Annotated in this window: 21 protein-coding genes; 7 read left to right on the forward strand and 14 right to left on the reverse strand. The window is 71.1% G+C overall.

What is annotated here, in order from left to right:
• Positions 1 to 1374 (forward strand): vWA domain-containing protein, encoded by a 1374-nt coding sequence (locus ACTMTF_RS21960; protein WP_441112373.1) that lies wholly within the window; start codon positions 1 to 3, stop codon positions 1372 to 1374.
• Positions 1375 to 1411: 37 nt separating this feature from the next.
• Here the strand turns inward: ACTMTF_RS21960 and ACTMTF_RS21965 are convergent, their stop codons facing one another.
• On the reverse strand, positions 1412 to 2176 hold the full coding sequence (locus ACTMTF_RS21965) for a nuclease-related domain-containing protein (RefSeq protein WP_397004715.1): 765 nt from the start codon (positions 2174 to 2176) through the stop codon (positions 1412 to 1414).
• Positions 2177 to 2331: 155 nt separating this feature from the next.
• Here ACTMTF_RS21965 and ACTMTF_RS21970 point away from each other — a divergent pair, with 155 nt between their 5' ends.
• Positions 2332 to 2940, forward strand: coding sequence for a TetR/AcrR family transcriptional regulator (locus ACTMTF_RS21970; RefSeq protein WP_397004717.1), 609 nt, complete (start codon positions 2332 to 2334; stop codon positions 2938 to 2940).
• On the opposite strand, the gene ACTMTF_RS21975 is transcribed toward ACTMTF_RS21970, so the two are convergent.
• The 3 genes from ACTMTF_RS21975 to ACTMTF_RS21985 are packed head-to-tail and all read right to left on the reverse strand — an operon-like array spanning position 2899 to position 6403.
• Positions 2899 to 4011 (reverse strand): acyl-CoA dehydrogenase family protein, encoded by a 1113-nt coding sequence (locus ACTMTF_RS21975; RefSeq protein WP_441112374.1) that lies wholly within the window; start codon positions 4009 to 4011, stop codon positions 2899 to 2901. The genes ACTMTF_RS21970 and ACTMTF_RS21975 overlap by 42 nt on opposite strands.
• Entirely contained in the window at positions 4008 to 5171 is a 1164-nt protein-coding gene (locus ACTMTF_RS21980) for an acyl-CoA dehydrogenase family protein (protein ID WP_441112375.1), read from the reverse strand. The genes ACTMTF_RS21975 and ACTMTF_RS21980 overlap by 4 nt, the downstream gene beginning before the upstream one ends.
• A gap of 29 nt (positions 5172 to 5200) precedes the next feature.
• Positions 5201 to 6403, reverse strand: a complete 1203-nt coding sequence (locus ACTMTF_RS21985) for an acyl-CoA dehydrogenase family protein (RefSeq protein WP_441112376.1) — start codon at positions 6401 to 6403, stop codon at positions 5201 to 5203.
• Between the two features lie 106 nt (positions 6404 to 6509).
• Between ACTMTF_RS21985 and ACTMTF_RS21990 the strand changes: the two genes are divergently transcribed.
• Positions 6510 to 7088, forward strand: coding sequence for a GNAT family N-acetyltransferase (locus ACTMTF_RS21990; protein ID WP_441112377.1), 579 nt, complete (start codon positions 6510 to 6512; stop codon positions 7086 to 7088).
• Here ACTMTF_RS21990 and ACTMTF_RS21995 read toward each other — a convergent pair.
• On the reverse strand, positions 7085 to 7660 hold the full coding sequence (locus ACTMTF_RS21995; RefSeq protein WP_441112378.1) for a TetR/AcrR family transcriptional regulator: 576 nt from the start codon (positions 7658 to 7660) through the stop codon (positions 7085 to 7087). The genes ACTMTF_RS21990 and ACTMTF_RS21995 overlap by 4 nt on opposite strands.
• Before the next feature lie 112 nt (positions 7661 to 7772).
• On the opposite strand from ACTMTF_RS21995, the gene ACTMTF_RS22000 reads away from it, so the two are divergent.
• Both ACTMTF_RS22000 and ACTMTF_RS22005 read left to right on the forward strand, forming a co-directional pair.
• Positions 7773 to 8783 carry an alcohol dehydrogenase catalytic domain-containing protein gene (locus ACTMTF_RS22000; RefSeq protein WP_441112379.1) on the forward strand — a complete coding sequence of 337 codons (1011 nt, stop codon included), beginning with the start codon at positions 7773 to 7775 and terminating at the stop codon, positions 8781 to 8783.
• A gap of 67 nt (positions 8784 to 8850) precedes the next feature.
• Positions 8851 to 10068, forward strand: coding sequence for an FAD-dependent monooxygenase (locus ACTMTF_RS22005; RefSeq protein ID WP_441112380.1), 1218 nt, complete (start codon positions 8851 to 8853; stop codon positions 10066 to 10068).
• On the opposite strand, the gene ACTMTF_RS22010 is transcribed toward ACTMTF_RS22005, so the two are convergent.
• The 6 genes from ACTMTF_RS22010 to ACTMTF_RS22035 all read right to left on the reverse strand — a co-directional run bounded on the left by ACTMTF_RS22010 (position 9971) and on the right by ACTMTF_RS22035 (position 16369).
• Positions 9971 to 10858 carry a DMT family transporter gene (locus ACTMTF_RS22010; RefSeq protein WP_441112381.1) on the reverse strand — a complete coding sequence of 296 codons (888 nt, stop codon included), beginning with the start codon at positions 10856 to 10858 and terminating at the stop codon, positions 9971 to 9973. The genes ACTMTF_RS22005 and ACTMTF_RS22010 overlap by 98 nt on opposite strands.
• A gap of 106 nt (positions 10859 to 10964) precedes the next feature.
• On the reverse strand, positions 10965 to 11351 hold the full coding sequence (locus ACTMTF_RS22015) for a VOC family protein (RefSeq protein ID WP_397004733.1): 387 nt from the start codon (positions 11349 to 11351) through the stop codon (positions 10965 to 10967).
• A 35-nt stretch (positions 11352 to 11386) separates the two neighbouring features.
• Positions 11387 to 13543 (reverse strand): accessory Sec system translocase SecA2, encoded by a 2157-nt coding sequence (gene secA2, locus ACTMTF_RS22020; RefSeq protein WP_441112382.1) that lies wholly within the window; start codon positions 13541 to 13543, stop codon positions 11387 to 11389.
• Positions 13544 to 13759: 216 nt separating this feature from the next.
• Positions 13760 to 14671, reverse strand: coding sequence for a DMT family transporter (locus ACTMTF_RS22025; RefSeq protein ID WP_441112383.1), 912 nt, complete (start codon positions 14669 to 14671; stop codon positions 13760 to 13762).
• 195 nt (positions 14672 to 14866) lie between these two features.
• Positions 14867 to 15682, reverse strand: coding sequence for an SAM-dependent methyltransferase (locus ACTMTF_RS22030; protein WP_441112384.1), 816 nt, complete (start codon positions 15680 to 15682; stop codon positions 14867 to 14869).
• 90 nt (positions 15683 to 15772) lie between these two features.
• On the reverse strand, positions 15773 to 16369 hold the full coding sequence (locus ACTMTF_RS22035) for a nucleotidyltransferase (protein WP_397004741.1): 597 nt from the start codon (positions 16367 to 16369) through the stop codon (positions 15773 to 15775).
• Between the two features lie 90 nt (positions 16370 to 16459).
• Between ACTMTF_RS22035 and ACTMTF_RS22040 the strand changes: the two genes are divergently transcribed.
• The gene (locus ACTMTF_RS22040) at positions 16460 to 16945 is read left to right on the forward strand and encodes a DUF1360 domain-containing protein (RefSeq protein WP_441112385.1); all 486 of its coding nucleotides are present in this window, start codon (positions 16460 to 16462) and stop codon (positions 16943 to 16945) included.
• Here the strand turns inward: ACTMTF_RS22040 and ACTMTF_RS22045 are convergent.
• A complete protein-coding gene (locus ACTMTF_RS22045; RefSeq protein ID WP_441112386.1) occupies positions 16942 to 17895 on the reverse strand; it encodes a TIGR03557 family F420-dependent LLM class oxidoreductase in 954 nt (317 codons plus the stop codon). The genes ACTMTF_RS22040 and ACTMTF_RS22045 overlap by 4 nt on opposite strands.
• Positions 17896 to 17965: 70 nt before the next feature.
• On the opposite strand from ACTMTF_RS22045, the gene ACTMTF_RS22050 reads away from it, so the two are divergent.
• Positions 17966 to 18115, forward strand: a complete 150-nt coding sequence (locus ACTMTF_RS22050) for a GPGG-motif small membrane protein (RefSeq protein ID WP_397004747.1) — start codon at positions 17966 to 17968, stop codon at positions 18113 to 18115.
• A gap of 210 nt (positions 18116 to 18325) precedes the next feature.
• On the opposite strand, the gene ACTMTF_RS22055 is transcribed toward ACTMTF_RS22050, so the two are convergent.
• The gene (locus ACTMTF_RS22055) at positions 18326 to 19063 is read right to left on the reverse strand and encodes a metallophosphoesterase family protein (protein ID WP_441112387.1); all 738 of its coding nucleotides are present in this window, start codon (positions 19061 to 19063) and stop codon (positions 18326 to 18328) included.
• Positions 19056 to 19307 carry a BON domain-containing protein gene (locus ACTMTF_RS22060; RefSeq protein WP_441112388.1) on the reverse strand — a complete coding sequence of 84 codons (252 nt, stop codon included), beginning with the start codon at positions 19305 to 19307 and terminating at the stop codon, positions 19056 to 19058. Before ACTMTF_RS22060 ends, ACTMTF_RS22055 begins: the two co-directional genes overlap by 8 nt.
• Positions 19308 to 19338: the final 31 nt, after the last annotated feature.

The raw sequence follows: 19338 nt of genomic DNA on the forward strand, positions 1-19338 counted from the left end.
ATGTCGCTCGTAGACAGACATGTCGGCTTCGTGCATGCGCTGCGTACGGCCGGGCTGCCCGTGTCGCTGGCCGAAGGGCTCGACGCTGCGCGGGCGCTGCGGGTGATCGACCTGACCGAGCGGGAGTCGCTGCGCGCCGCCTACGCGGCGACGCTGGTCAAGAGGCCGTCGTTCCGGCCCGGCTTCGACGTGCTGTTCGACCTGTGGTTCCCGGCCTCCACCAGCGGCCTGTACGCGATCCGTCCCGGCGGCGAGACCGAGGACAGGCCCGATCTGGCGCACGCGCCCGTGCCGGAACTGCGCGCCTATCTGGCCCGGCTGCTGACCGGCGGCACCGACGCCGAGATGCGCGAGTTCGCCCGTGCCATGGTCGAGCGCTTCGGCCGCCAGGAGGCCGGCCCAGGACGGCAGAACTGGTTCTCCTACAGCGTGCTGCGCGTCCTGTCGCCCGAGACGCTCATGGCCGGCATCCTGCGGGAGGTCCTGGCCGGTCAGGAGCGCGGCGGGCTGGCGGAGAAGACGGCCCGCCAACGGGTCACCGCCAACACCGCGCGCCTGGAGGAGGCCGTGGCCACCGACGTGCGCCGGCGCATCGCCGAGGACTCCGGCATCGAGCGCATCGCCCGCTCGGCCGTGCGTCCCCCGCTGGAGCAGCTCGACTTCCTGCGCGTCACCAAGGCCGACCTGGCCAGGCTGCGCCGGGAGGTGCACCCGCTGGCCCGGCGGCTGGCCGCGCGCCTGACCATCAAGCACCGGCGCGGCAGGCGGGGCCGGCTGGACTTCCGCAGGACCGTGCGGGCCTCGCTGCAGAGCGGCGGCGTCCCGCTGACGACGCACTTCAAACCGCCCCGGCCGCACAAGCCGGAGCTGGTGATCCTCTGCGACACCAGCGACTCCGTCTCGTCGTTCGCCCATTTCACGCTCCTGCTCACCTACGCGCTCAGGGAGCAGTTCACCAAGGTGCGCGCGTTCGGCTTCGTGGACCGGGTGGACGAGATCACCCGTTTCTTCGTCCCCGGCGCCGACGTGGTGGACGCCATGACCCGGCTGGCGAACGAGGCCGACATGGTCCGGTTCGGCCGGACGAACTACGGGCACTCGCTGGAGGGTTTCGCCGAGCGCTACGGCGACGCGATCGGCCCGAAGACCTCGCTGCTGATCCTCGGCGACGCCCGCTCCAACTATCAGCCACCCGCCCTGGACGTGCTGCGGTCACTGGCCGGCCGCGCCCGCCACGCCTACTGGCTCAACCCCGAGCCCAGGGCGCAATGGGACACGGGCGACTCGATCGCCACGGACTACGGCACGGTCGTCCCCATGTACGAGTGCCGCAACGTCGTCCAGCTCACCGCGTTCATCGAGAGCATCGTATAAACCTGTATGAACGCTGCGTGAACGCGCCTGAACGCGTCTAGACGCGCTGCAGCTCCCGGGCGGCGGTGCGGGCCAGGAGCTCGATCTGGGCGTCGTCGAGCCGGGGGGTCGCCGTCCGCTTGATCTGCCGGGCCACCAGCCGTGGCTTGAGCAGCGTGATGCCCTCCACGGTGAGCGAGCCGCCGCGCGGCAGCATGCCGCAGTGCACGGCCAGCAGCGGGGTGATGGTGACCGGGACCCCGGTCTCCCGGGTCAGCAGCTCGGCGAAGGCCTCGGCGGCCTCGACCAGTGGCTTGGCGACCTTGGTGCCGTACTTCTCGCCGAAGAACAGCCGCCCGCCGTAGGTGGCGATCTCGGTGTCGGGGCTCCAGGACTCGTTGTCGACGACCCAGACCCCGCCGGGACCGATCACCAGGTGGTCGATGGACGCCTTGTCCCTGATGGCGCGGCCGTCGAGCACCTGGTAGCCCTGCTTGCCCAGCGAGCGGCGCAGCAGCCTGCCAGTGATCGCCTCGCCGCGCCGGCGGCCACGCCAGACGGCCGTGGCCCGGAAGGCCCGCCAGTCGAGCCACCAGTCGACGGCGGCCACCAGACCGGCCAGCAACAGGCCGTAGAGCGCGGCGTAGGACAGCCCGAACCGGAGCGCGAGCACGAATCCGGCGACGAAGCCCACCGCCGCCTTGACCGCCCTCGACCGCCTGCGGTTCTGGGCGTCCTCGCGCCAGAACTTCTCGTACCACCACTGTGGTGACGAGCCTGTGAACTTCTCGTCCTGCTGCACGTAGATAGAGCCACCAGGCACGGCAAACTCCCCGAATGAGTCGTCGTCAACCAGGATCTGCCACGCCGAAGATCCCTCGCCGGTCAAGAGATACCCCATCTGGAACCAAGGCGAGCCTAAGGTGACGGAATTGGTACCCCAAAGAGAAGCATCACGGCACCAACCGACCAGCCGGTATGCTTTGGGGCGTGATGGTGAAGGAAGAATCCGTGCGTCAGAGGCTGCTGAGCGAAGCCACCCGGCTGTTCGCGGAGCACGGCTTCGAAGGCACCTCGGTCCAGGAGATCGTGCTGGCCGCCGGCGTCACCAAAGGCGCTATGTACCACTATTTCAACTCCAAGGATGACCTGCTGCACGAGATCTACGGTCGCGTGCTGCGCATGCAGATGGACCGCCTGACGCAGATCGCCGATGGCACGGGCACGGTCGTCGAGCGGCTGCACAGGGCGGCGGCCGACGTCGTGGAGACCACCACGGCCAACCTCGACGACTCCACGATCTTCTTCCGGTCGATGCACCTGCTCGCGCCGGAGACCCGCAAGAGCGTGCGCGCCGAGCGCCGCCTCTATCACGAGCGCTTCCGTGACCTGGTGCTGGAGGGCCAGCGCGAGGGCGTCTTCAGCGACCGGGTGGAGGCGGGGCTCGTCGTCGACTACTTCTTCGGCTCGGTGCACCACCTGGGCACCTGGTATCGCACGGACGGGCCGCTGACCGGTGCTCAGGTGGGCAGGCAGTTCGCCGACCTACTGCTGGCCTCGCTCGGGGCCGGGCACGTCGACGAGTGAGGCCAGCGCCTCCCGGTGGTCGCCGGGCGTGCCGAGCGCGATCTCGCTCGCCTTGGCTCGCTTGAGATAGAGGTGCAGGGGGTGCTCCCAGGTCATCCCGATCCCGCCGTGGAGCTGCACCGCCTCCTCGGCCACGCGTACGGCCACGCCCGCGTTCCACGCCTGGGCCACAGCCGCCGACACAGCCGACGACGCTGCTGTCGACCCGGCTGTCGACTCGGCCGACGACACCGCCGAGGCGTCGGCGGCGGCGTTGCGAGCCGCCGCCTTGGCCCTGACCACGTCGAGCCAGAGGTCGGCCAGCCGGTGCTTGATCGCCTGGAAGGAGCCGACGGGCCGGGCGAACTGGTGACGCTCCTTCACATGGTCCAGCGTCGTGTCCAGGCACCACTGCGCCACGCCGTACTGCTCCGAGGCCAGCAGTCCGGCGCCGAACAGCAGCACCTCCGCCAGGTCCACGTCGCCGACCCGGGTCGCGGCCGCGCCGTCGAGCGTGACGGTCGCGACCGGCCGGGTCAGGTCGAGCGACGGCACGACCCGCACCTCGGCCCCCGTCACGCTGTAGAGGCCGCCGTCGACCGGCACGAGCAGCAGGTCCGCGACGTCGGCCCCGGCCACGCCGCCGACCGTGCCGGACAGCCGCTCCCCGCCGTCGGCCAGGCGCACCGCCCCACTCCCGAAGGGCCGATGGGGGGAGGTGGCGAACGGGACCACGAGCGCGGCCGTGGCGCTGCCGTCGGCGAGTCGTTCGAGCAGCTCACCGGCTCCCGCCTGGATCAGCGCGCGGGTGGCGAGCACCGAGCTGGTGAAGAACGGCACCGGCGCGACGCCCCGGCCCAGCTCCTCCAGCACCACCGCCACCTCGCTGGCCGACGCGCCGGCGCCGCCGTGCTCCTCGGGGATGAGCAGCCCGGCCACCCCGATCTCCCCGGCCAGCGTCTTCCACACATCCAGGTCGTACGGATGCGATTCGGCGCGCTTGAGCACGGCGGCGGGCGGGCAGCGGTCGGCGAGCAGGGCGCGCACGGCGGCGCGCAGCTCCTCCTCGACTTCCGTGTACAGGAGGGTCATCGCGGCAGGTCCTTCCAGGGCACGTCCTTGTCGATGCGGGGCTCGGAGGGCAGGCCCAGCACGCGCTCGGAGATGATGTTGCGCAGGATCTCCGAGGTGCCGCCTTCGATCGAGTTGCCCTTGGCGCGCAGGTAGCGGTAGCCGGCGCCACGGCCGTAGAAGTCGACGGTGTCCGAGCGGCGGAAGGTCCAGTCGTCGTAGCCGAGGTCGCGGTCGAGCTCGACCTCCAGGCCGGACACCGCCTGGTTGAGCTTGGCGAACGACAGCTTCATGCCGGAGCCCTCGGGGCCGGGCTGCCCGGCGGCCAGCTGCTCGCGCAGCCGCGCCCCGGACAGGCGGGTCACCTCCGCCTCCACCCAGAGCGACAGCAGCCTCTGGTGCAGGTCGTGCGTGCGCAGCTCGGGCCGCTCGCGCCAGGTGGACAGCACGGGGCCGAGCATGCCGCCGCCGCGTCGTACGGGAGCGCCGCCGATCGCGACGCGCTCGTTCATCAGTGTGGTCTGGGCGACGCGCCAGCCGTCGCCCACCTCGCCGAGGCGCAGGTCGTCGGCGAGCCGCACGCCGGTGAGGAAGACCTCGTTGAACTCGGCCTCGCCGGTGATCTGCCGCAGCGGGCGCACGTCGACGCCGGGTGCGTGCATGTCGCAGACGAAGTACGTCATGCCTCGGTGTTTGGGCACGTCGGGGTCGGTGCGGGTGACCAGGATGGCCCACCTGGCGTGGTGGGCGCCCGAGGTCCACACCTTCTGGCCGTCGACGATCCACTCGTCGCCGTCCCTGACCGCGCGGGTGCCGAGGGTGGCGAGGTCGGAGCCGGCGCCGGGCTCGCTGAAGAGCTGGCACCAGATCTCCTCGCCGGTCCACAGCGGCCGGAGGAAGCGCCGCCGCTGCTCCGGCGTGCCGAAGGCGAGGATGGTGGGCGCGGCCATGCCCAGCCCGATGCCCTGCACGCCGGTGTCGAGCTGCGGCGTGTGCGCGAGCTCGTGCTCGACGACCTGCTGCAGGTCACGCGCGAGGCCCAGCCCGCCGAGCCCTTCGGGGAACCACACCCAGGCCAGCCCGGCGTCGAACCTGGCACGCAGGAACTCCAGCCGGTCCCCGGCGGGGTCGTGCTCGCTCAGTAACGCGGCGATGCGTTCTTTGAGCCGTGTCTCGTCCACTCCAGCTCCTGTCACTCCCGCTCCTGTCGTCACATGTACTTCTTGAGCTCGCGGTAGGCCAGCGACCGCTTGTGCACCTCGTCGGGGCCGTCGGCCAGGCGCAGCGAGCGGGCTCCGGCCCAGAGCCCGGCCAGCGGGAAGTCCTGGGAGACGCCGCCGGCGCCGTGCGCCTGGATGGCCTTGTCCAGGATCCACTCGACGGTGATCGGGGTGGAGATCTTGATGGCCTGGATCTCGGTGTGCGCGCCCTGGTTGCCGACGGTGTCCATCAGCCAGGCGGTCTTGAGCACCAGCAGGCGCAGCTGCTCGATGCGGATGCGGGACTCGGCGATCCAGTCCTGGACGACGCCCTGCTGGGCGATGGTCTTGCCGAACGCCGTCCGGCCCAGCGCCCTGCGGCACATCAGCTCGACCGCGCGCTCGGCCATGCCGATCAGCCGCATGCAGTGGTGGATGCGGCCGGGCCCGAGCCTGGCCTGGGCGATGGCGAAGCCGCCGCCCTGCTCGCCGATCAGGTGGTCCGCCGGCACCCGGACGTCCTCGAAGACGATCTCGGCGTGACCGCCGTGGTCGGCGTCGGTGTAGCCGAAGACGTGCATGCCGCGCTCGATCCGCATGCCGGGGGTGTCGCGGGGCACCAGCACCATGCTCTGCTGGCGGTGCTTGGGCGCCTCCGGGTCCGTCTTGCCCATGACGATGAAGATCTTGCAGTTGGGGTTCATCGCGCCGGAGATGAACCACTTGCGGCCGTTGATGACGTACTCGTTGCCGTCGCGGGTGATCGAGGTGGCGATGTTGGTGGCGTCGGAGGAGGCCACGTCGGGCTCGGTCATCGCGAAGGCCGAGCGGATCTCGCCGTCGAGGAGCGGTCGCAGCCACTCCTTGCGCTGCCACTCGTTGCCGAACATGGCCAGCACTTCCATGTTGCCGGTGTCGGGCGCGGCGCAGTTGGTGGCCACCGGCGCCAGGTGCGGGCTGCGGCCCATGATCTCCGCCAGTGGCGCGTACTGCAGGTTGGTCAGCCCGGCGCCGTGGTCACCGGGCAGGAACAGGTTCCACAGGCCGCGCTGCCTGGCCTCGTCCTTCAGGTCGTCGATCAGCGGCGGAGAGCCCCAGCCGCTGGCGGCGGCCTGCTCCTCGAAGGCGGGCTCGGCCGGGTAGACGCATTCGTCCATGAACAGCAGCAGACGCTGGCGCAGGTCCTCGGTGACACTGTCGAAGGCGAAGTCCATGAAGGGAGCCTACCGACCGGCCGGTATGCATGTCGACAGGTGGTTCCCCGCAAAACCGCCCATGTGGACATCATCCCGACCCCGGACCTCCCCATAGGGTCACGCCATGACCGCCATCTTGCCCGCACCCGTGGTGCTGGAGAACGACATCGTCCGTCTTGAACCGCTCACCCTGGACCATCTGCCCGGCCTGTTCGCCGCTTCGGGCGGCGACGAGGAGGTCTGGCGCTGGCTGCCCGCCGAGACGCCACGCACCGAGGAGGACCTGGCGAAGATCGCCCGGCAGCTCATGGAGGACGACCGGCACATCCCGCTCGCGGTGATCGTCAAGGAGACCGGCCGGGCCGCCGGCTGGACCACCTACATCGACGTGCCGGGCTTCGCGGAGAGCGTCGAGATCGGCTGGACGTGGTACGGCAGGGCCTGGTGGCGCTCGGCCGTCAACACCGGCTGCAAGCTGCTGCTGATCGACCACGCCTTCGACAAGCTCGGCTACAACAGGGTCCAGCTCAAGACCGACATTCTTAACGTGCGCTCACAGAACGCGATCAAGAGGATCGGCGGCACACATGAGGGCACGCTGCGGCGCCAGCGCAGGAGGCCCGACGGCACCTGGCGCGACACGGTCTACTTCGGCATCCTCGACGAGGAGTGGCCCGCCCACCGGGCCCGCCTGATCGGTTAGCCTCCCCCCGGGCTCGGCGGCGGCCCTTGCAGCATGCCCGCCAGCAGCTCGCGTACGGCCTCGCGGAGCTCGTCCAGCGTCGGCTCGGCGCCCGCCCCGGCGATCGCGTCGAACATGATGCCCTCCCCGAACGCGACCACCTGGCGCGCGTGCCGTACCGGATCCGTCGAGCCGGCGGCGGCGAGCAGGGCGACGGCGGGGTCGCGGAAGCGGCGGCCGGCCTGGTCGTAGATCGCGCGCAGCTCCGGCCGCCTGGTCGCCTCCAGCGCCAGCTCGTAGCGGGCCAGGGTGCGCCTGGCGTCGCGGAGCTGGACGTGCAGCACCTGGGCCATCAGCTCCGGCAGGTCGCCGGGCGCCGGCGCCGTCAGCGCCCCGGCGAACACCTGCTCCTCCAGCTCCGTCAGCCGCGACAGCGTGAGCTCCAGCAGCGCGGCGCGGGTGCGCGCCAGGTTGGAGGTCGAGCCCGGCGGCAGGCCCGCGGCCTCGTCGACGGCCCGGTGGGTGAGGCCGCGCATGCCCCGCTCGGCCAGCAGGGTGATCGCCGCCTCGGCGACGGCCTCGGAACGCTTCACGGGCACCGATACTACGCGTGTAGTCATGGTGCGGAGGTGCATGGACGGGGCACGTTGCAGGAGGTGGTGCGGCGAGCACCGCCGATCGAGTTCTGCCAAGAAGGAGGCCGTCATGCGTGCGGCACTTGCCACCGGGGTGGACGCCCCGTTGTCCGTCGAAGAGCGCGAGATCCCGGAGCCGGGCCCCGGCGAGGTCCTGGTGAAGATCACCGCCTGCGGCGTCTGCTTCACGGACCTCAACCTGGTACGCGGGCACTACCCGTTCGCCCGGTTCCCCGTGGTGCCCGGCCATGAGATCACCGGCACGGTGGCCGCGCTCGGCGGCGGCGTGCCCGGCCTCTCCGTGGGCGACGCGGTCGGGGCCCAGTTCCTGTACGACTCGTGCGGGCACTGCGACTACTGCGTGTCCGGCGAGGAGATCCTCTGCCCGGCCAAGCGCGTCACCGGCATCGTCGCCGACGGCGGGTACGCCGAGTACGGCCTGTTCAAGGGCGGGTACGTGACGCCGCTGCCCGCCGGGCTCGACCCCGTGGCCGCGGCGCCGCTGATGTGCGCGGGTCTCACCGCGTTCAACGGCCTGCGCCGGGCGGGCGCCACCCCGGCCTCCCGGATCGCGGTCATCGGCAGTGGCGGCGTCGGCGCGCTCGCCATCCGGTACGCCGTCGCCATGGGCGCCCGGGTCGCGGTGATCGGCCGCTCGGCCCGTGGTGAGGCGAGCGCCAAGGAGCTCGGCGCGGAGCTGTTCGTGGCCAGTGCCGAGACCGACGCCGCCGCCGCGCTCAAGGCCTGGGACGGCGGCGCGGACGTCATCCTGAACTCCGCCCCGTCCACCGAGGCCGCCGCCGCGGTCCTCACCGGGCTCGCGCCGGACGGCACCCTCGTCCTGTGCGGCTACGACAACACGCCGCTCACCCTGTCCACCCCGCCGATGGTCTTCAACCGGCTGCGGGTCATGGCCTCGCCGTCCGGGTCGCCGCACGACCTGCGTGACACGCTGGCCTTCTCGGCGCAGCACCACATCCTGCCCAAGGTCGAGCCGATCACGCTCGACCAGGCCCAGGCGGCGCTGGAGGCCATGGGCGGCGGGTCCGGCGGTGGCCGCCGCGTCATCACCTTCGCCTGACTCGGCCGAGGACCCGAACTACAGGCGTAGTAGCATCACACTACAGACGTAGTTAAGGAGCCCTGACATGGCGAAGGCCGTAGTGATAGGCGGCGGCATCGGCGGGCTGACCGCCGGCATCGCTCTGCACCGCGAAGGCTGGGAGGTGACCGTGCTGGAGCGCGCCCCCAGGCTGGAGCCCGTCGGATCCGGGCTGGCCATCTCCGCCAACGGGCTGCGGGCGCTCGACACCCTGGAGCTCGGTGACGCGGTGCGCGAGCTGTCCCGGGTGCAGGGCCAGGCGGGGGTCCGCGCCGCCGACGGGCGCTGGCTCACGCACACCACCGAGGACAAGGCGCGGCAACGGTACGGCGACTCGGTGGTGGTGCTGCTCCGCGCCACGCTCGTCGACCTGCTGGTGAAGGCACTCGGCCCGCAGAGACTCCGCCTGGACACCACCGCCACCGGCGTGGACGCGGCCACCGGCACCGTCCGCACCGCCGCCACGGGCCCGGAGACCTCCACCGGCAAGGTCCGCATCGACGGCGACGAGCTGCGGGCCGACCTGGTCGTGGCCGCCGACGGCATCGGCTCGCCGGTGCGCGCCGCCCTCTTCCCCGGCCATCCCGGCCCGGTCTACGCGGGGGTGACCGCCTGGCGCGGGCTGGTGCCGCGGCCCGACGTGCCGATCCAGAGCTCGGAGAGCTGGGGCCGGGGCACCGTGTTCGGCGCCCACCCGATCAGCGACGACCTGGTCTACTTTTACGCCACGGACCTGGCACCCGCCGGAGCCGCCCACGGTGACCAGCGCGAGGAGTTGCTGCGCAGGTTCGGCGGCTGGCACCAGCCGGTCCCGGCCGTGCTGCGCGCCGCGGACCCGGCGCGGATCATCCGCAACGACCTCTACTACCTGCGCGAGCCGCTGCCCGCCATGCACTCCGGCCGGGTGGCGCTGGTGGGCGACGCGGCCCACCCGATGACGCCCAACCTCGGTCAGGGCGCCTGCCAGGCGATCGAGGACGCGGTGGTGCTCGCCCGGCTCGCGGACGGCGGGCTGGCCGCCTACACCCTGTCCGCCTACACGGAGGCCCGCCTGCGGCGGACCGCCGAGGTGGTGCGCAGGTCCATGTCGATCTGCGCGATGACCAAGCTGCGCAACCCCGTGGCCGTGGCCCTGCGCGACAGGGGAATGTCGCTGGCCACCCGGCTCACGCCCGATCTGATGCTGCGGTCAATGGACGGGATTCTGGGGTGGCGGCCACCGGCGCGGCCGGGGAGTGGTCAGGAGCGAGCCGCCCCAGCGTGATCGTGCCGGCGATGGTCAGCGCCGCCGCGAGCAGCGCGGGCACCGCCGTGGAGGAGTCGGTCGGCAGCGGCTCGCCGAGCAGGATCGCACCGGCCAGCACCGAGGTGATCGGGTCGACGACCTGCACGCCGGCGTAGGCGATGCCGAAGTAGCCGACCGCGTAGGAGCGCTGCAGCAGCACCACCGCGCAGACCAGCAGCACCGGCACGGCCAGGGTGAACCAGTGCAGCAGCCGCCCCCAGTCGCCTTCCAGGCCGCCGCCGACCACCCGGACGAACGTGGACACGCTCGCGGTGACGACGCCCGCCCCGATCGACAGCAGCAGCGCCCTGCCCGGCCCGTGGGTCCGGCTCGCGGCCACCTGGCTGACCACCGCGATCACTCCGATCACGGCGATGAACACCAGGGCGGCGCCGGTGCCGAGCCGGGGCGTGACGTGATGCTGCGGCACCAGGAACATGAGCCAGAGCAGGCCCACGGCCACGGCGATCGAGCCGAAGATCTCCGCCTTGTACGGCTTGCGGCCGTACATCAGCGCGGCCAGCGGCACCGCGAAGACCAGCGTGGCCACGCTGATGGGCTGCACCGCGACCAACGGCGCGAAGCTCAGCGCGACGGCGTGCAGGCTCGCGCCGGTCAGGCCGATGATGCCACCGATACACCAGCGAGGGCGTCTCACCAGCTTGAGTAACGAGGCGCCCTCGGCCACCGCCTCGTACTGCTGCAGTGCGGCGCCGAGCGCGTATCCCAGCGCGCCGGCGAGGGCGATGACCACACCGACCCAGGTCATGGGCACCCGCGCAGGGTCAGAGATCCCAGGAGCATCCACCCAGCTTAGAGGGGAAGCAATGCACTCGAATCATCCTTTAAGCCAATTCCAGCCTGGGAGCAGGTGCCTACGAGTCGTTCTTCGAGGGCTCCGGGCAGACGCACAGAAGGTGCCCTTCGGGGTCTTGCAGGACGATCCACCTGACGCCCTCCTCGGTGACGCCGGGCTGGAACTCCGGCTTGGTGGCGCCGAGCGCGACGTACTCCTCGACGGCCCGTGCCACGTCCGGCACCCGGAAGTCGAGGTGGAACTGCTTGTCCGGGCTCGGCCACGACACCGGCTTCCGGTCGGGGACCCGGCCGAAGTAGATGCTCGTGGTGCCGTCGCTCACGGCGGCGTACTCGTCCTCGGAGTACTGGATGTCGAACCCGGTCACCTGGTGGTAGAACTCGGCCAGCTTCCTGGGCTCCGCGCAGTCGATCGTGAACGCTATGAGGTTCGCCTTTGTCGTCATGACCCCAGGCTCGCAGCCGTACCTGCCATCTTCTGTCAGGTACGGGAAGCGCGTGCTCCCGAGCCGACCCGCTTGAGGATCCGGTCCCACTCGGTGCCGAACGGGTTGTCCTGCACCAGGTAGGTCCAGGTCGCCTCGGGCCGCTTCAGATCCGGCTCCGGCGCCTCGAACGACGCCAGCGAGCGCCGCTCCACCTCGGCCTGCAGCGACTTGTACTCGGCCACGGCCTCACGGTGGAACTCGTCCACCGGGCTCATCCGGCCCAGCGCCCGCAGGTGGATGCCCTCGCGCAGGTCGGTGAGGAAGGCCAGGTGCTCGGTCCAGCACTGGTCGATCGCGTGCAGCACGATCTGCCTGGCCGTCTCCTCCCGGGTCTCCTCCGGCATCGACGCCCAGCGCTCGGGGTCGGCCGCGGCCAGCGCCTTGGCCGCCGAGTCGCCGTACAGGACCTTGTCGCGCCACTCCATGATCAACTCGCGCTGCTGCTCCAGCAGCCGGGTGTAGCGCCAGGTGTTGCGGTGGATCTGCAGGTTGACGCCCTCCGCCACCCGCTGGGCGTGCGCGACGAGGTAGGCGCCCCGGCGGTGGCGCACCAGGCCGTCGGCGTCCGCGGCCGGCGGGCGCTCGTCCGGCGTGAACTGGGTGATCAGCTCGTCCCCCATGCTGACGAAGAACACCGAGCCGCCCGGGTCGCCCTGCCGTCCCGCCCGGCCGCGCAACTGGTCGTCCAGGCGGCTGCTGGAGTGGCGGCCGGAGCCGATCACGTACAGGCCGCCGAGCTCGGCGACACCGTCGCCGAGGCGGATGTCGGTGCCGCGCCCGGCCATCTGGGTGGAGACGGTGATGGCGTCGCGCTCCCCCGCCTTGGCGATGATCGTGGCCTCTTCGGCGTCGTTCTTGGCGTTGAGCACCACCGGCCGCAGGTTGCGGCGCTGCAGCAGCTTGGCCAGGCTCTCGGACTCGGCCACGTCGAGCGTGCCAATGAGGATGGGCCGCCCGGTGGCGTGCACCTCCTGGATCTCCTCCACCAGCGCCGCGTCCTTGTCGGGCACCGTCGGATAGATCCGGTCCGGCTCGTCCTGCCTGACACACGGCCGGTTGGACGGGATCACCGCGACCTTCAGCCCGTAGAACTCACCGAGCTGCTCGCTCACGGCCACGGCCGTGCCCGTCATGCCGCACACCGTCGGATAGCGCTTGACCAGCCCCTGAACGGTGAGCGAGTCCAGGATCTCGCCCTTCTCGCTCGGCGGCAGCGCCTCCTTGGCCTCCACCGCCGCCTGCAGCCCGTTGGGCCAGCGCTGCAGCATCGCGACCCGGCCGCGCGAGGGGTTGATGAGCTGCACCTTGCCCTCACGCACGATGTAGTCGACGTCGCGGGACAGCAGCGCGTGCGCGTGCAGGGCCAGGTTCAGCTCGATCAGCGTGCCGGGCTCGTGCTCGTCGTAGAGCTCCACGCCCAGCAGGTTCTCGACGGTCTCGGCGCCCTTCTGCGTCAGATAGACGTTGCGCGCCTGGTCGTCGACCTCGTAGTGGTAGCCCCTGATGAGCTGCCTGACCAGCACCGCCATCTCCGGCACCGCATCACCCGCGTCGGAGGCCCCGGCCATCACCAGCGGCACCCGCGCCTCGTCCACGAGCACCGAGTCGGCCTCGTCGATCAGCGCCACCTCCGGCGCCGGCACGATGATCGCGCTCGCGTCCGTCCGCAGCCGGTCGCGCAGCACGTCGAACCCGATCTCACTGACGGGCCCGTAGGTGACGTCCTTCGCGTACGCCTCCCGCCGCTCCTCCGGCGTGGAGCCCTGGCCGAGCCAGCCCACGCTGACCCCCATCGCCTCGTAGAACGGCGCCATCCACTCGGCGTCGCGCCTGGCGAGGTAGTCGTTGACGGACATGACGTGCACCCGCTTGCCCTGCAGCGCGTAGCCCGCCGCCGCCATCGCCCCGGACAGCGTCTTGCCCTCGCCGGTGGCCATCTCGGCCACCTTCCCGTCGAGCAGGGCGAGCGTCCCCAGCAACTGCACGTCGTACGGCCTGAGCCCCAGCGTCCGGTCGGCCGCCTCCCGCGCGATGGCGCAGAACTCGGCCAGATCGCTCATGTCCGGCGCCGGCAGCTCGGCCAGCCCGCCGATCCGATCGCCGCGACCGCCCGCCGCCTTGACGATCTTGCGGTACGGGCTCAGGTTCACGCCTCCGGGGCGGTCCAGAAGGTTCCTGACAATCGCTGTAAATGACGGCACAGTTCCTCCAACGCGCGCTCCGCCGGCACCGTTCCCTCCGTGCCGCCTGTGGGCCCGGGGAGCGGAGCGACGATACGGCAAGCGTCGCCGTACGGACCCTAACCCATACCGCCCACCACACCGTCACACCGCTCCCCAGGCCTCACCCCGTCCGGGGGACCATCGTCACGACAGGCGTGACCTCCGCCGCCGTGCCGCCCGCGCCACGGAAGGCAGGACCGACGGCATCACCATGGCGAGCAGCAGCAGCGCGCACCCGATCCAGGCGGCAGGCGTGAGGCGTTCGCCGAACAGCGACACGCCGAGCATGGCCGCGCCGGCGGCCTCCCCCAGCGAGACGACGGACACGGTGGTGGCGGGCAGCACGGTCAGCGCACGGAAGAACAGCCCGTAGGCCAGCGCGGTGGGCACCACGCCCAGGTAGACCAGCAGCGACACGCTCTCCCAGCTGACCTGGGGCAGCGCCCCGCCCGCCAGCGCGAGCGGAGCCAGGCAGACCGCGCCCACGACGAACCCGCCCACGGCCATCCCCTCGGGCTCGTCCCGATGCCGCCGCGAGAACAGGGTCACCGCCGCATACCCGGCAGCCGACAACAAGGCCAGACCCACCCCGGCCGGCGCCCCGCCGCCCGAACCGCCGGCGCCCCCGGCCGGCGCGTTACCGCCGGTGAGCAGGAGCAGGCCGGCGAGCGCGGTCAGCAGGGCGACCAGGCCGGCCCGGCCCAGGCGCTCACCCAGGAACAGGCGGCTGCCCAGGGCGGTGAACAGCGGGGTGGCCCCCATGGTGACCACGGTCGCCACCGCCACCCCTGACTCGGCGATGGCGGCGAAGTAGGCCGTCTGGTAGACGGCCATCCCCAGCCCCACCACCGCCACGCGCCCGTTGGGACGCCACAGGCGGGGAGAGGTGAGCGGGAGCAGGAAGGCGGCGCCCAGCAGGTAGCGCCAGAAGGAGACGTCCAGGGGGTCGAGGCCGCCCGAGGCGAACAGCAGGGCGCCGGCGGCACCGCCGGTGCCCCAGGCCGCCGCGGCGATCGCGACGTACACCGTGGCACGACGCGGGGAAAGGTCGGTCATGACAGATTGCTCCGGGGTGGAGTGGTCGAAATGGGCCCGGTGTGCGGGCAGCAGCCACTCCCGGATCGGTCAGACCCGGAGAATCAGGAATCGCCGCCCGCTACGGGGCGGGCGGAGGGGAGCAAACGAGAATGCGCGGCACAGCCGTACTCTATCCTCCGGCCGACGCTCCTGACCCCGTACCTGTTGCCGGCGTCAGGGCTTGCGGGCCACGCCGCCGAGGAGGAGTTCTTCCCAGGGGGTGAGAGGGCCGGGCAGGCGGTCGTCGGGGCGCCACTGGGGGAAGTGGACGACGCCCGGGTCCACCAGCTCCAGGCCGTCGAAGTAGCGGGTGATGGCTTCGCGGGAGCGGAAGTGGGCGGTGCCCATGGCCATCTGGAGCATCGCCGCCAGCGCCTGCGCCTGCGGGGTGAGGCCGGCGAGCATGTTGGCGGCCGCCAGGTAGCTGCCGGACGGCAGGGCCGACAGGTAGCGCCCGACCAGGGCGTGCGGGTCCTCACGGTCGGGGATGAGGTGGAGCAGCCCGATGGCCAGGAGCGCGACCGGCTGGGACAGGTCGATGAGCCGCGCCGTCTCCGGGTGGCCCAGCACCGCGTGCGCGTCGCGGGCGTCGGCGGTGATCGCGACGGCGTGCGCGTTGCCGGACAGGATGGCGCGGGCGTGCGGCTCCACCACGGGGTCCAGGTCCACGTACAGGACGCGGGCCGCGGGGGAGGCGAACTGGGCCACCTCGTGCGTGTTCTCGATGGTCGGCAGGCCCGCCCCCAGGTCGATGAACTGCCGGATCCCGGCCTCGCGGACGAGGAAGTCCACGACCCTGCCGGTGAAGGCGCGGGAGCACCAGACGAGGTCGACCACGTCGGGCACGGCCGTCCGCATGCCGCGGGCCACGGTGCGGTCGGCGGCGAAGTTGGCGGCGCCGCCGAGCAGGGCGTCGTACACGCGGGCGAGGCTCGGCTGGTCGACGTCGACGCCGGGAGGGGTCCACTCGGCTTCGGGGTGGATGGTCACGTGGGCCCCCCTTTGATGACGTGTGCGCGGATCGTATCCGGACCCACTGTCTCAGCGGGAGGGGGCTCCGTGAACAGGCGGCGAAAAGGTTCACGGCCAGGTGGGATCCCCGGCGGCCTCCACGGGGGCGTTCAGCACGCCCAGGCGTTCGAGCAGGGTGAGGAACGTGGCGGCGTACGGCGAGTGCGCGGTCACCGCGGCGACCCGAGGCCAGTCCACCTGCTCACGCAGCGCCCGCACCTGGGGCAGGAGGGCGCCGTAGTCGCAGGCGTGCTCCGACATCGGCAGCAACCAGGACACGACCAGGTCGGTCGCCTCCAGCACAGGGACGATCATGGCCGATGCCTTCATCGGCTCGGCCCGGTCGAGCAACTTGTCGGTGACCGGCTGGTCCGACACCTTGAAGATCAGGTCCACCAGCCTGCCTTCGTCGAAGGCTTTGACCAGCCAGTCCTCCGGTGGCTTGGCCGTCTCGAAGCCCATCCCCCGCAACGCTTCCAGGGCGGCGGGGATGTCGTGCTCGGTGACCACGAAATCGACGTCGTGCAAGGAAGGCGCGGCGCCTCTCGCATAGGCCGCGCACCCGCCCGCCAGCGCGTACTTCACCCCCGCGTCCTTCAACCCGGAGCTGGCGCGTTTGAGCGTGTCAAGGATGGCATCAGTGACCTCATGGCTATGACTGCTCATGGAGTCGCGCTACCCTCGCGCAGGCCGAATAGGCGTTCGGCTCGACGCGTGCGCGAGTATGGCGGCAGCGTGGGGGTAGCGCCAGGCCCCATGACCCAATTCATGGACAAGACCGAGCAGGCCTACCAGGGCGAGCACGACCGGCCGCTGGGCACCTACGTCCGCATCATGGCCGTCTACGGGGGCGTCGTGGCCACCGCCACGGTGGCCGCGGCGGTGACGGGGCGGCGGGTGCCGGAGCGCGTCGGGTTGATGGACCTGGGGCTGATGGCGGCGTGCACGCACAAGGTGGCGCGGCTGCTGGCCAAGGATCCGGTGACGAGCCCCCTCCGGGCGCCCTTCACCCGCTTCGAGGGCGTCAGCGGGCCGTCGGAACTGAAGGAGGAGCCGCGCAACACCGTCGGGGAGCTGCTGAGCTGCCCCTTCTGCATCGCTCAGTGGGCGGCCACCGGCTACACCATCGGCCTGGTCTTCGCGCCGAGGTTCACCCGGCTGGCCGGGGCGGCGATGACGGCGGTGGCCGCGTCGGACTGGCTGCAGCTCGCCTACGCCAAGCTGATCAAGTCGGCCACCTAGGCGACAGCCGGCAGCACCTGGCGCTGGTAGAAGTCGAAGAAGGCGTCCTGTTCGGCGCCGATCTGGCTGACGTAGACCTCGTCGAAACCCGCGTCCACGTACGCACGCAGCGCGCGGACGTGCACCTCCGGGTCCGGGCCGCATGGGGTGCCGCCGACGGCCTGCTCCTCGGTGACGGTCTCGGCGAGCTGCTCGAAGTGCCGGGGCAGCGGCAGGATCTGCGCGGCCTCTCCCTTGATGCCCTGCGTGGGCCACAGGCGGTGCACCGTGCGGCGGGCGGTGGCCTCGTCGGCTGCGTAGCAGGCCTTGAGCCCGCCCATCGACGGCTTGCCCGCGCCGCCCGCCTTGTGGAACTTCGCGATCGACTCGGCGCTGGGCCCGGTGGAGATGTAGCCGTCGGCGATCCGCCCGGCCAGTTCGATGGACTTGTCTCCGAAACCGGACATGTAGATGGGCGGCGGCTCGTCGGGCAGCGTGTACAGCCGTGCCGTGTCGACGTCGTAGTGGCGGCCGTGGTGGGAGACGAGTTCGCCGGTGAACAGCTTCCTCATCAGGTCGACGGCCTCTTCCAGCATGTCCAGCCGTTCCGCGGCCGGCGGCCAGCGGGATTCGATGACGTGCTCGTTGAGCGCCTCGCCGGTGCCCACGCCGAGCCGGAACCGGCCGCCGGTGAGCGCCGCCGTGGTGGCCGCGGCCTGGGCGATGATCGCGGGGTGGACGCGGATGAGCGGGCAGGTCACGGCCGTGGTGATGGGCAGGGAGGTGGCCTCGGCCAGGGCGCCGATCACCGACCAGACGAAGGGCGACTGTCCCTGCTCGTCCAGCCAGAGGTGGAAGTGGTCGGAGATCCACAGCGCCTCGAACCCGGCGCGTTCCGCCGCCTTGGCCTGCCGGACCAGTTCCTGGGGGCCATGCTCCTCACAAGACAGGAAATACCTGAATGTCGTCATATTGGGCCCCTGCCCGAGGCCCGATGAGAAAACATGTTAAATGCTGTATTGCAGGGGCAGCTCAGGACCTATGGCTACTTTGCTCTGGATCATCGCGGTAATTCTCGTCATCGCCGGGGTCTATGTGATTCTGGCTCGTCGCGATCTCCTGTGGGGGATCGTCCTGATCGTTCTCGGGCTGCTGGTGGGTCCGGGAGGGGTCAGCATCTTCAATGTCTAGGGGCGGCGTCAGCCGTCCCCCCACTGGGCCGGGATCCGAGAGCGGCCCAGTGGTCCGCCACGACTTATCGCCCTTCCTCCCGGGTGTGGGAAGGCTCCCGGGTTTGGGAAGGGCGTCCCTAACGAAGGCTTGCTGACAATCGCACGACGACCGCACGCGAACGCGGCCGGCTCCGAAGAGCCGGCCGCGTTCGCTATTCACCGTTCATGTTCACCGTTCATGTTCACCGTTCATGGCCAGGCAGTAGACCACGTAGGCCCGCCCGATCACCGGCAGCGCGACGTTGCGCACCCGGATCCCGCCCGGCGTCATGCCCTTCTCACTGCCCTTGTGCGCGTGGCCGTGCAGGATCAGGTCGGCACCCGCCGTGTCGACCGCCTCCGCCAGCAGGTAGCTGCCGAGGAACGGGTAGATCTCCAGGGGCTCGCCCTCAAGGGTCTCCTTGACGGGCGAGTAGTGCGACAGCACCACCCGGTGGTCCGCCTGTACTTCCTTGAGCGCGACCTGCCACGCCTCGGCGATGAGGCGGGTGTGCCGGACGAAGTCCTTGATCTCCGGCTCGCCGAACTCGCTCGCGCACTTGCCGGCGAACCCGCCGCCGAAGCCCTTGCCGCCGACCACGCCCAGCTTCGTCTCGCCGCACTGCACGACGACCCCGTCATCGTCGAGCACGATCACGCCGGCGTCACGGAGCTCACCGGCGATCTCGTCCTGCAGATTGGAGTGGTAGTCGTGGTTGCCCAGCACGGCGATGACCGGCAGCGGCAGATCACGGAACTCGTCGGCCACCAGGCGTCCTTCCGCCCTGGTGCCGTGCCTGGTGAGGTCGCCCGCCAGCATCAGCACGTCGGCGCGCTCCTCGATGCCCTCCAGGCGCTTGCGGTAGTGGCCACGGGCGTCCTCGCCCAGATGAATGTCGCCTACGGCTGCTATGCGTAGGTCAGTCAAGGTGCTCATCCTCTCCGGGCCCGCTCGCGTCGAGAATCTTGATCTCGTTGTGCAGGTGAAGGGCCGGGGCGGTCTCGTGGGCCACCTCGCCGAGCCTGTCCCGCTGCCCGGGCTCGCTCACCTGCCCACGCAGGAAGAGCTGATCGCCGCGAATGTCGACGCGGATGCCGAGCTCGTTCGTGCGTGCGTCCTCGGCCAGCGCCTGCTGGACGCGGGCCGCGACGTACTGCGGAGCTTCTCCCATCGCTTCCTCCTTCTCCAGACGCCGCATGCCC

Source organism: Nonomuraea sp. ZG12 (assembly GCF_052068115.1).
GTDB lineage: Bacteria > Actinomycetota > Actinomycetes > Streptosporangiales > Streptosporangiaceae > Nonomuraea.

Excerpts from the sequence above, each read along its gene's own strand:
- ACTMTF_RS22060 (WP_441112388.1), bottom strand. The coding sequence starts at position 19,307 with ATGGGAGAAGCTCCGCAGTACGTCGCGGCCCGCGTCCAGCAGGCGCTG.
- ACTMTF_RS22050 (WP_397004747.1), top strand. The coding sequence starts at position 17,966 with ATGGCTACTTTGCTCTGGATCATCGCGGTAATTCTCGTCATCGCCGGG.
- ACTMTF_RS21990 (WP_441112377.1), top strand. The coding sequence starts at position 6,510 with ATGACCGCCATCTTGCCCGCACCCGTGGTGCTGGAGAACGACATCGTC.
- ACTMTF_RS22005 (WP_441112380.1), top strand. The coding sequence starts at position 8,851 with ATGGCGAAGGCCGTAGTGATAGGCGGCGGCATCGGCGGGCTGACCGCC.
- ACTMTF_RS22035 (WP_397004741.1), bottom strand. The coding sequence starts at position 16,369 with ATGAGCAGTCATAGCCATGAGGTCACTGATGCCATCCTTGACACGCTC.
- ACTMTF_RS21985 (WP_441112376.1), bottom strand. The coding sequence starts at position 6,403 with ATGGACTTCGCCTTCGACAGTGTCACCGAGGACCTGCGCCAGCGTCTG.
- ACTMTF_RS22045 (WP_441112386.1), bottom strand. The coding sequence starts at position 17,895 with ATGACGACATTCAGGTATTTCCTGTCTTGTGAGGAGCATGGCCCCCAG.
- ACTMTF_RS22000 (WP_441112379.1), top strand. The coding sequence starts at position 7,773 with ATGCGTGCGGCACTTGCCACCGGGGTGGACGCCCCGTTGTCCGTCGAA.
- ACTMTF_RS22010 (WP_441112381.1), bottom strand. The coding sequence starts at position 10,858 with ATGACCTGGGTCGGTGTGGTCATCGCCCTCGCCGGCGCGCTGGGATAC.
- ACTMTF_RS22040 (WP_441112385.1), top strand. The coding sequence starts at position 16,460 with ATGACCCAATTCATGGACAAGACCGAGCAGGCCTACCAGGGCGAGCAC.
- ACTMTF_RS21970 (WP_397004717.1), top strand. The coding sequence starts at position 2,332 with ATGCTTTGGGGCGTGATGGTGAAGGAAGAATCCGTGCGTCAGAGGCTG.
- ACTMTF_RS22025 (WP_441112383.1), bottom strand. The coding sequence starts at position 14,671 with ATGACCGACCTTTCCCCGCGTCGTGCCACGGTGTACGTCGCGATCGCC.
- ACTMTF_RS21960 (WP_441112373.1), top strand. The coding sequence starts at position 1 with ATGTCGCTCGTAGACAGACATGTCGGCTTCGTGCATGCGCTGCGTACG.
- ACTMTF_RS22015 (WP_397004733.1), bottom strand. The coding sequence starts at position 11,351 with ATGACGACAAAGGCGAACCTCATAGCGTTCACGATCGACTGCGCGGAG.
- ACTMTF_RS21975 (WP_441112374.1), bottom strand. The coding sequence starts at position 4,011 with ATGACCCTCCTGTACACGGAAGTCGAGGAGGAGCTGCGCGCCGCCGTG.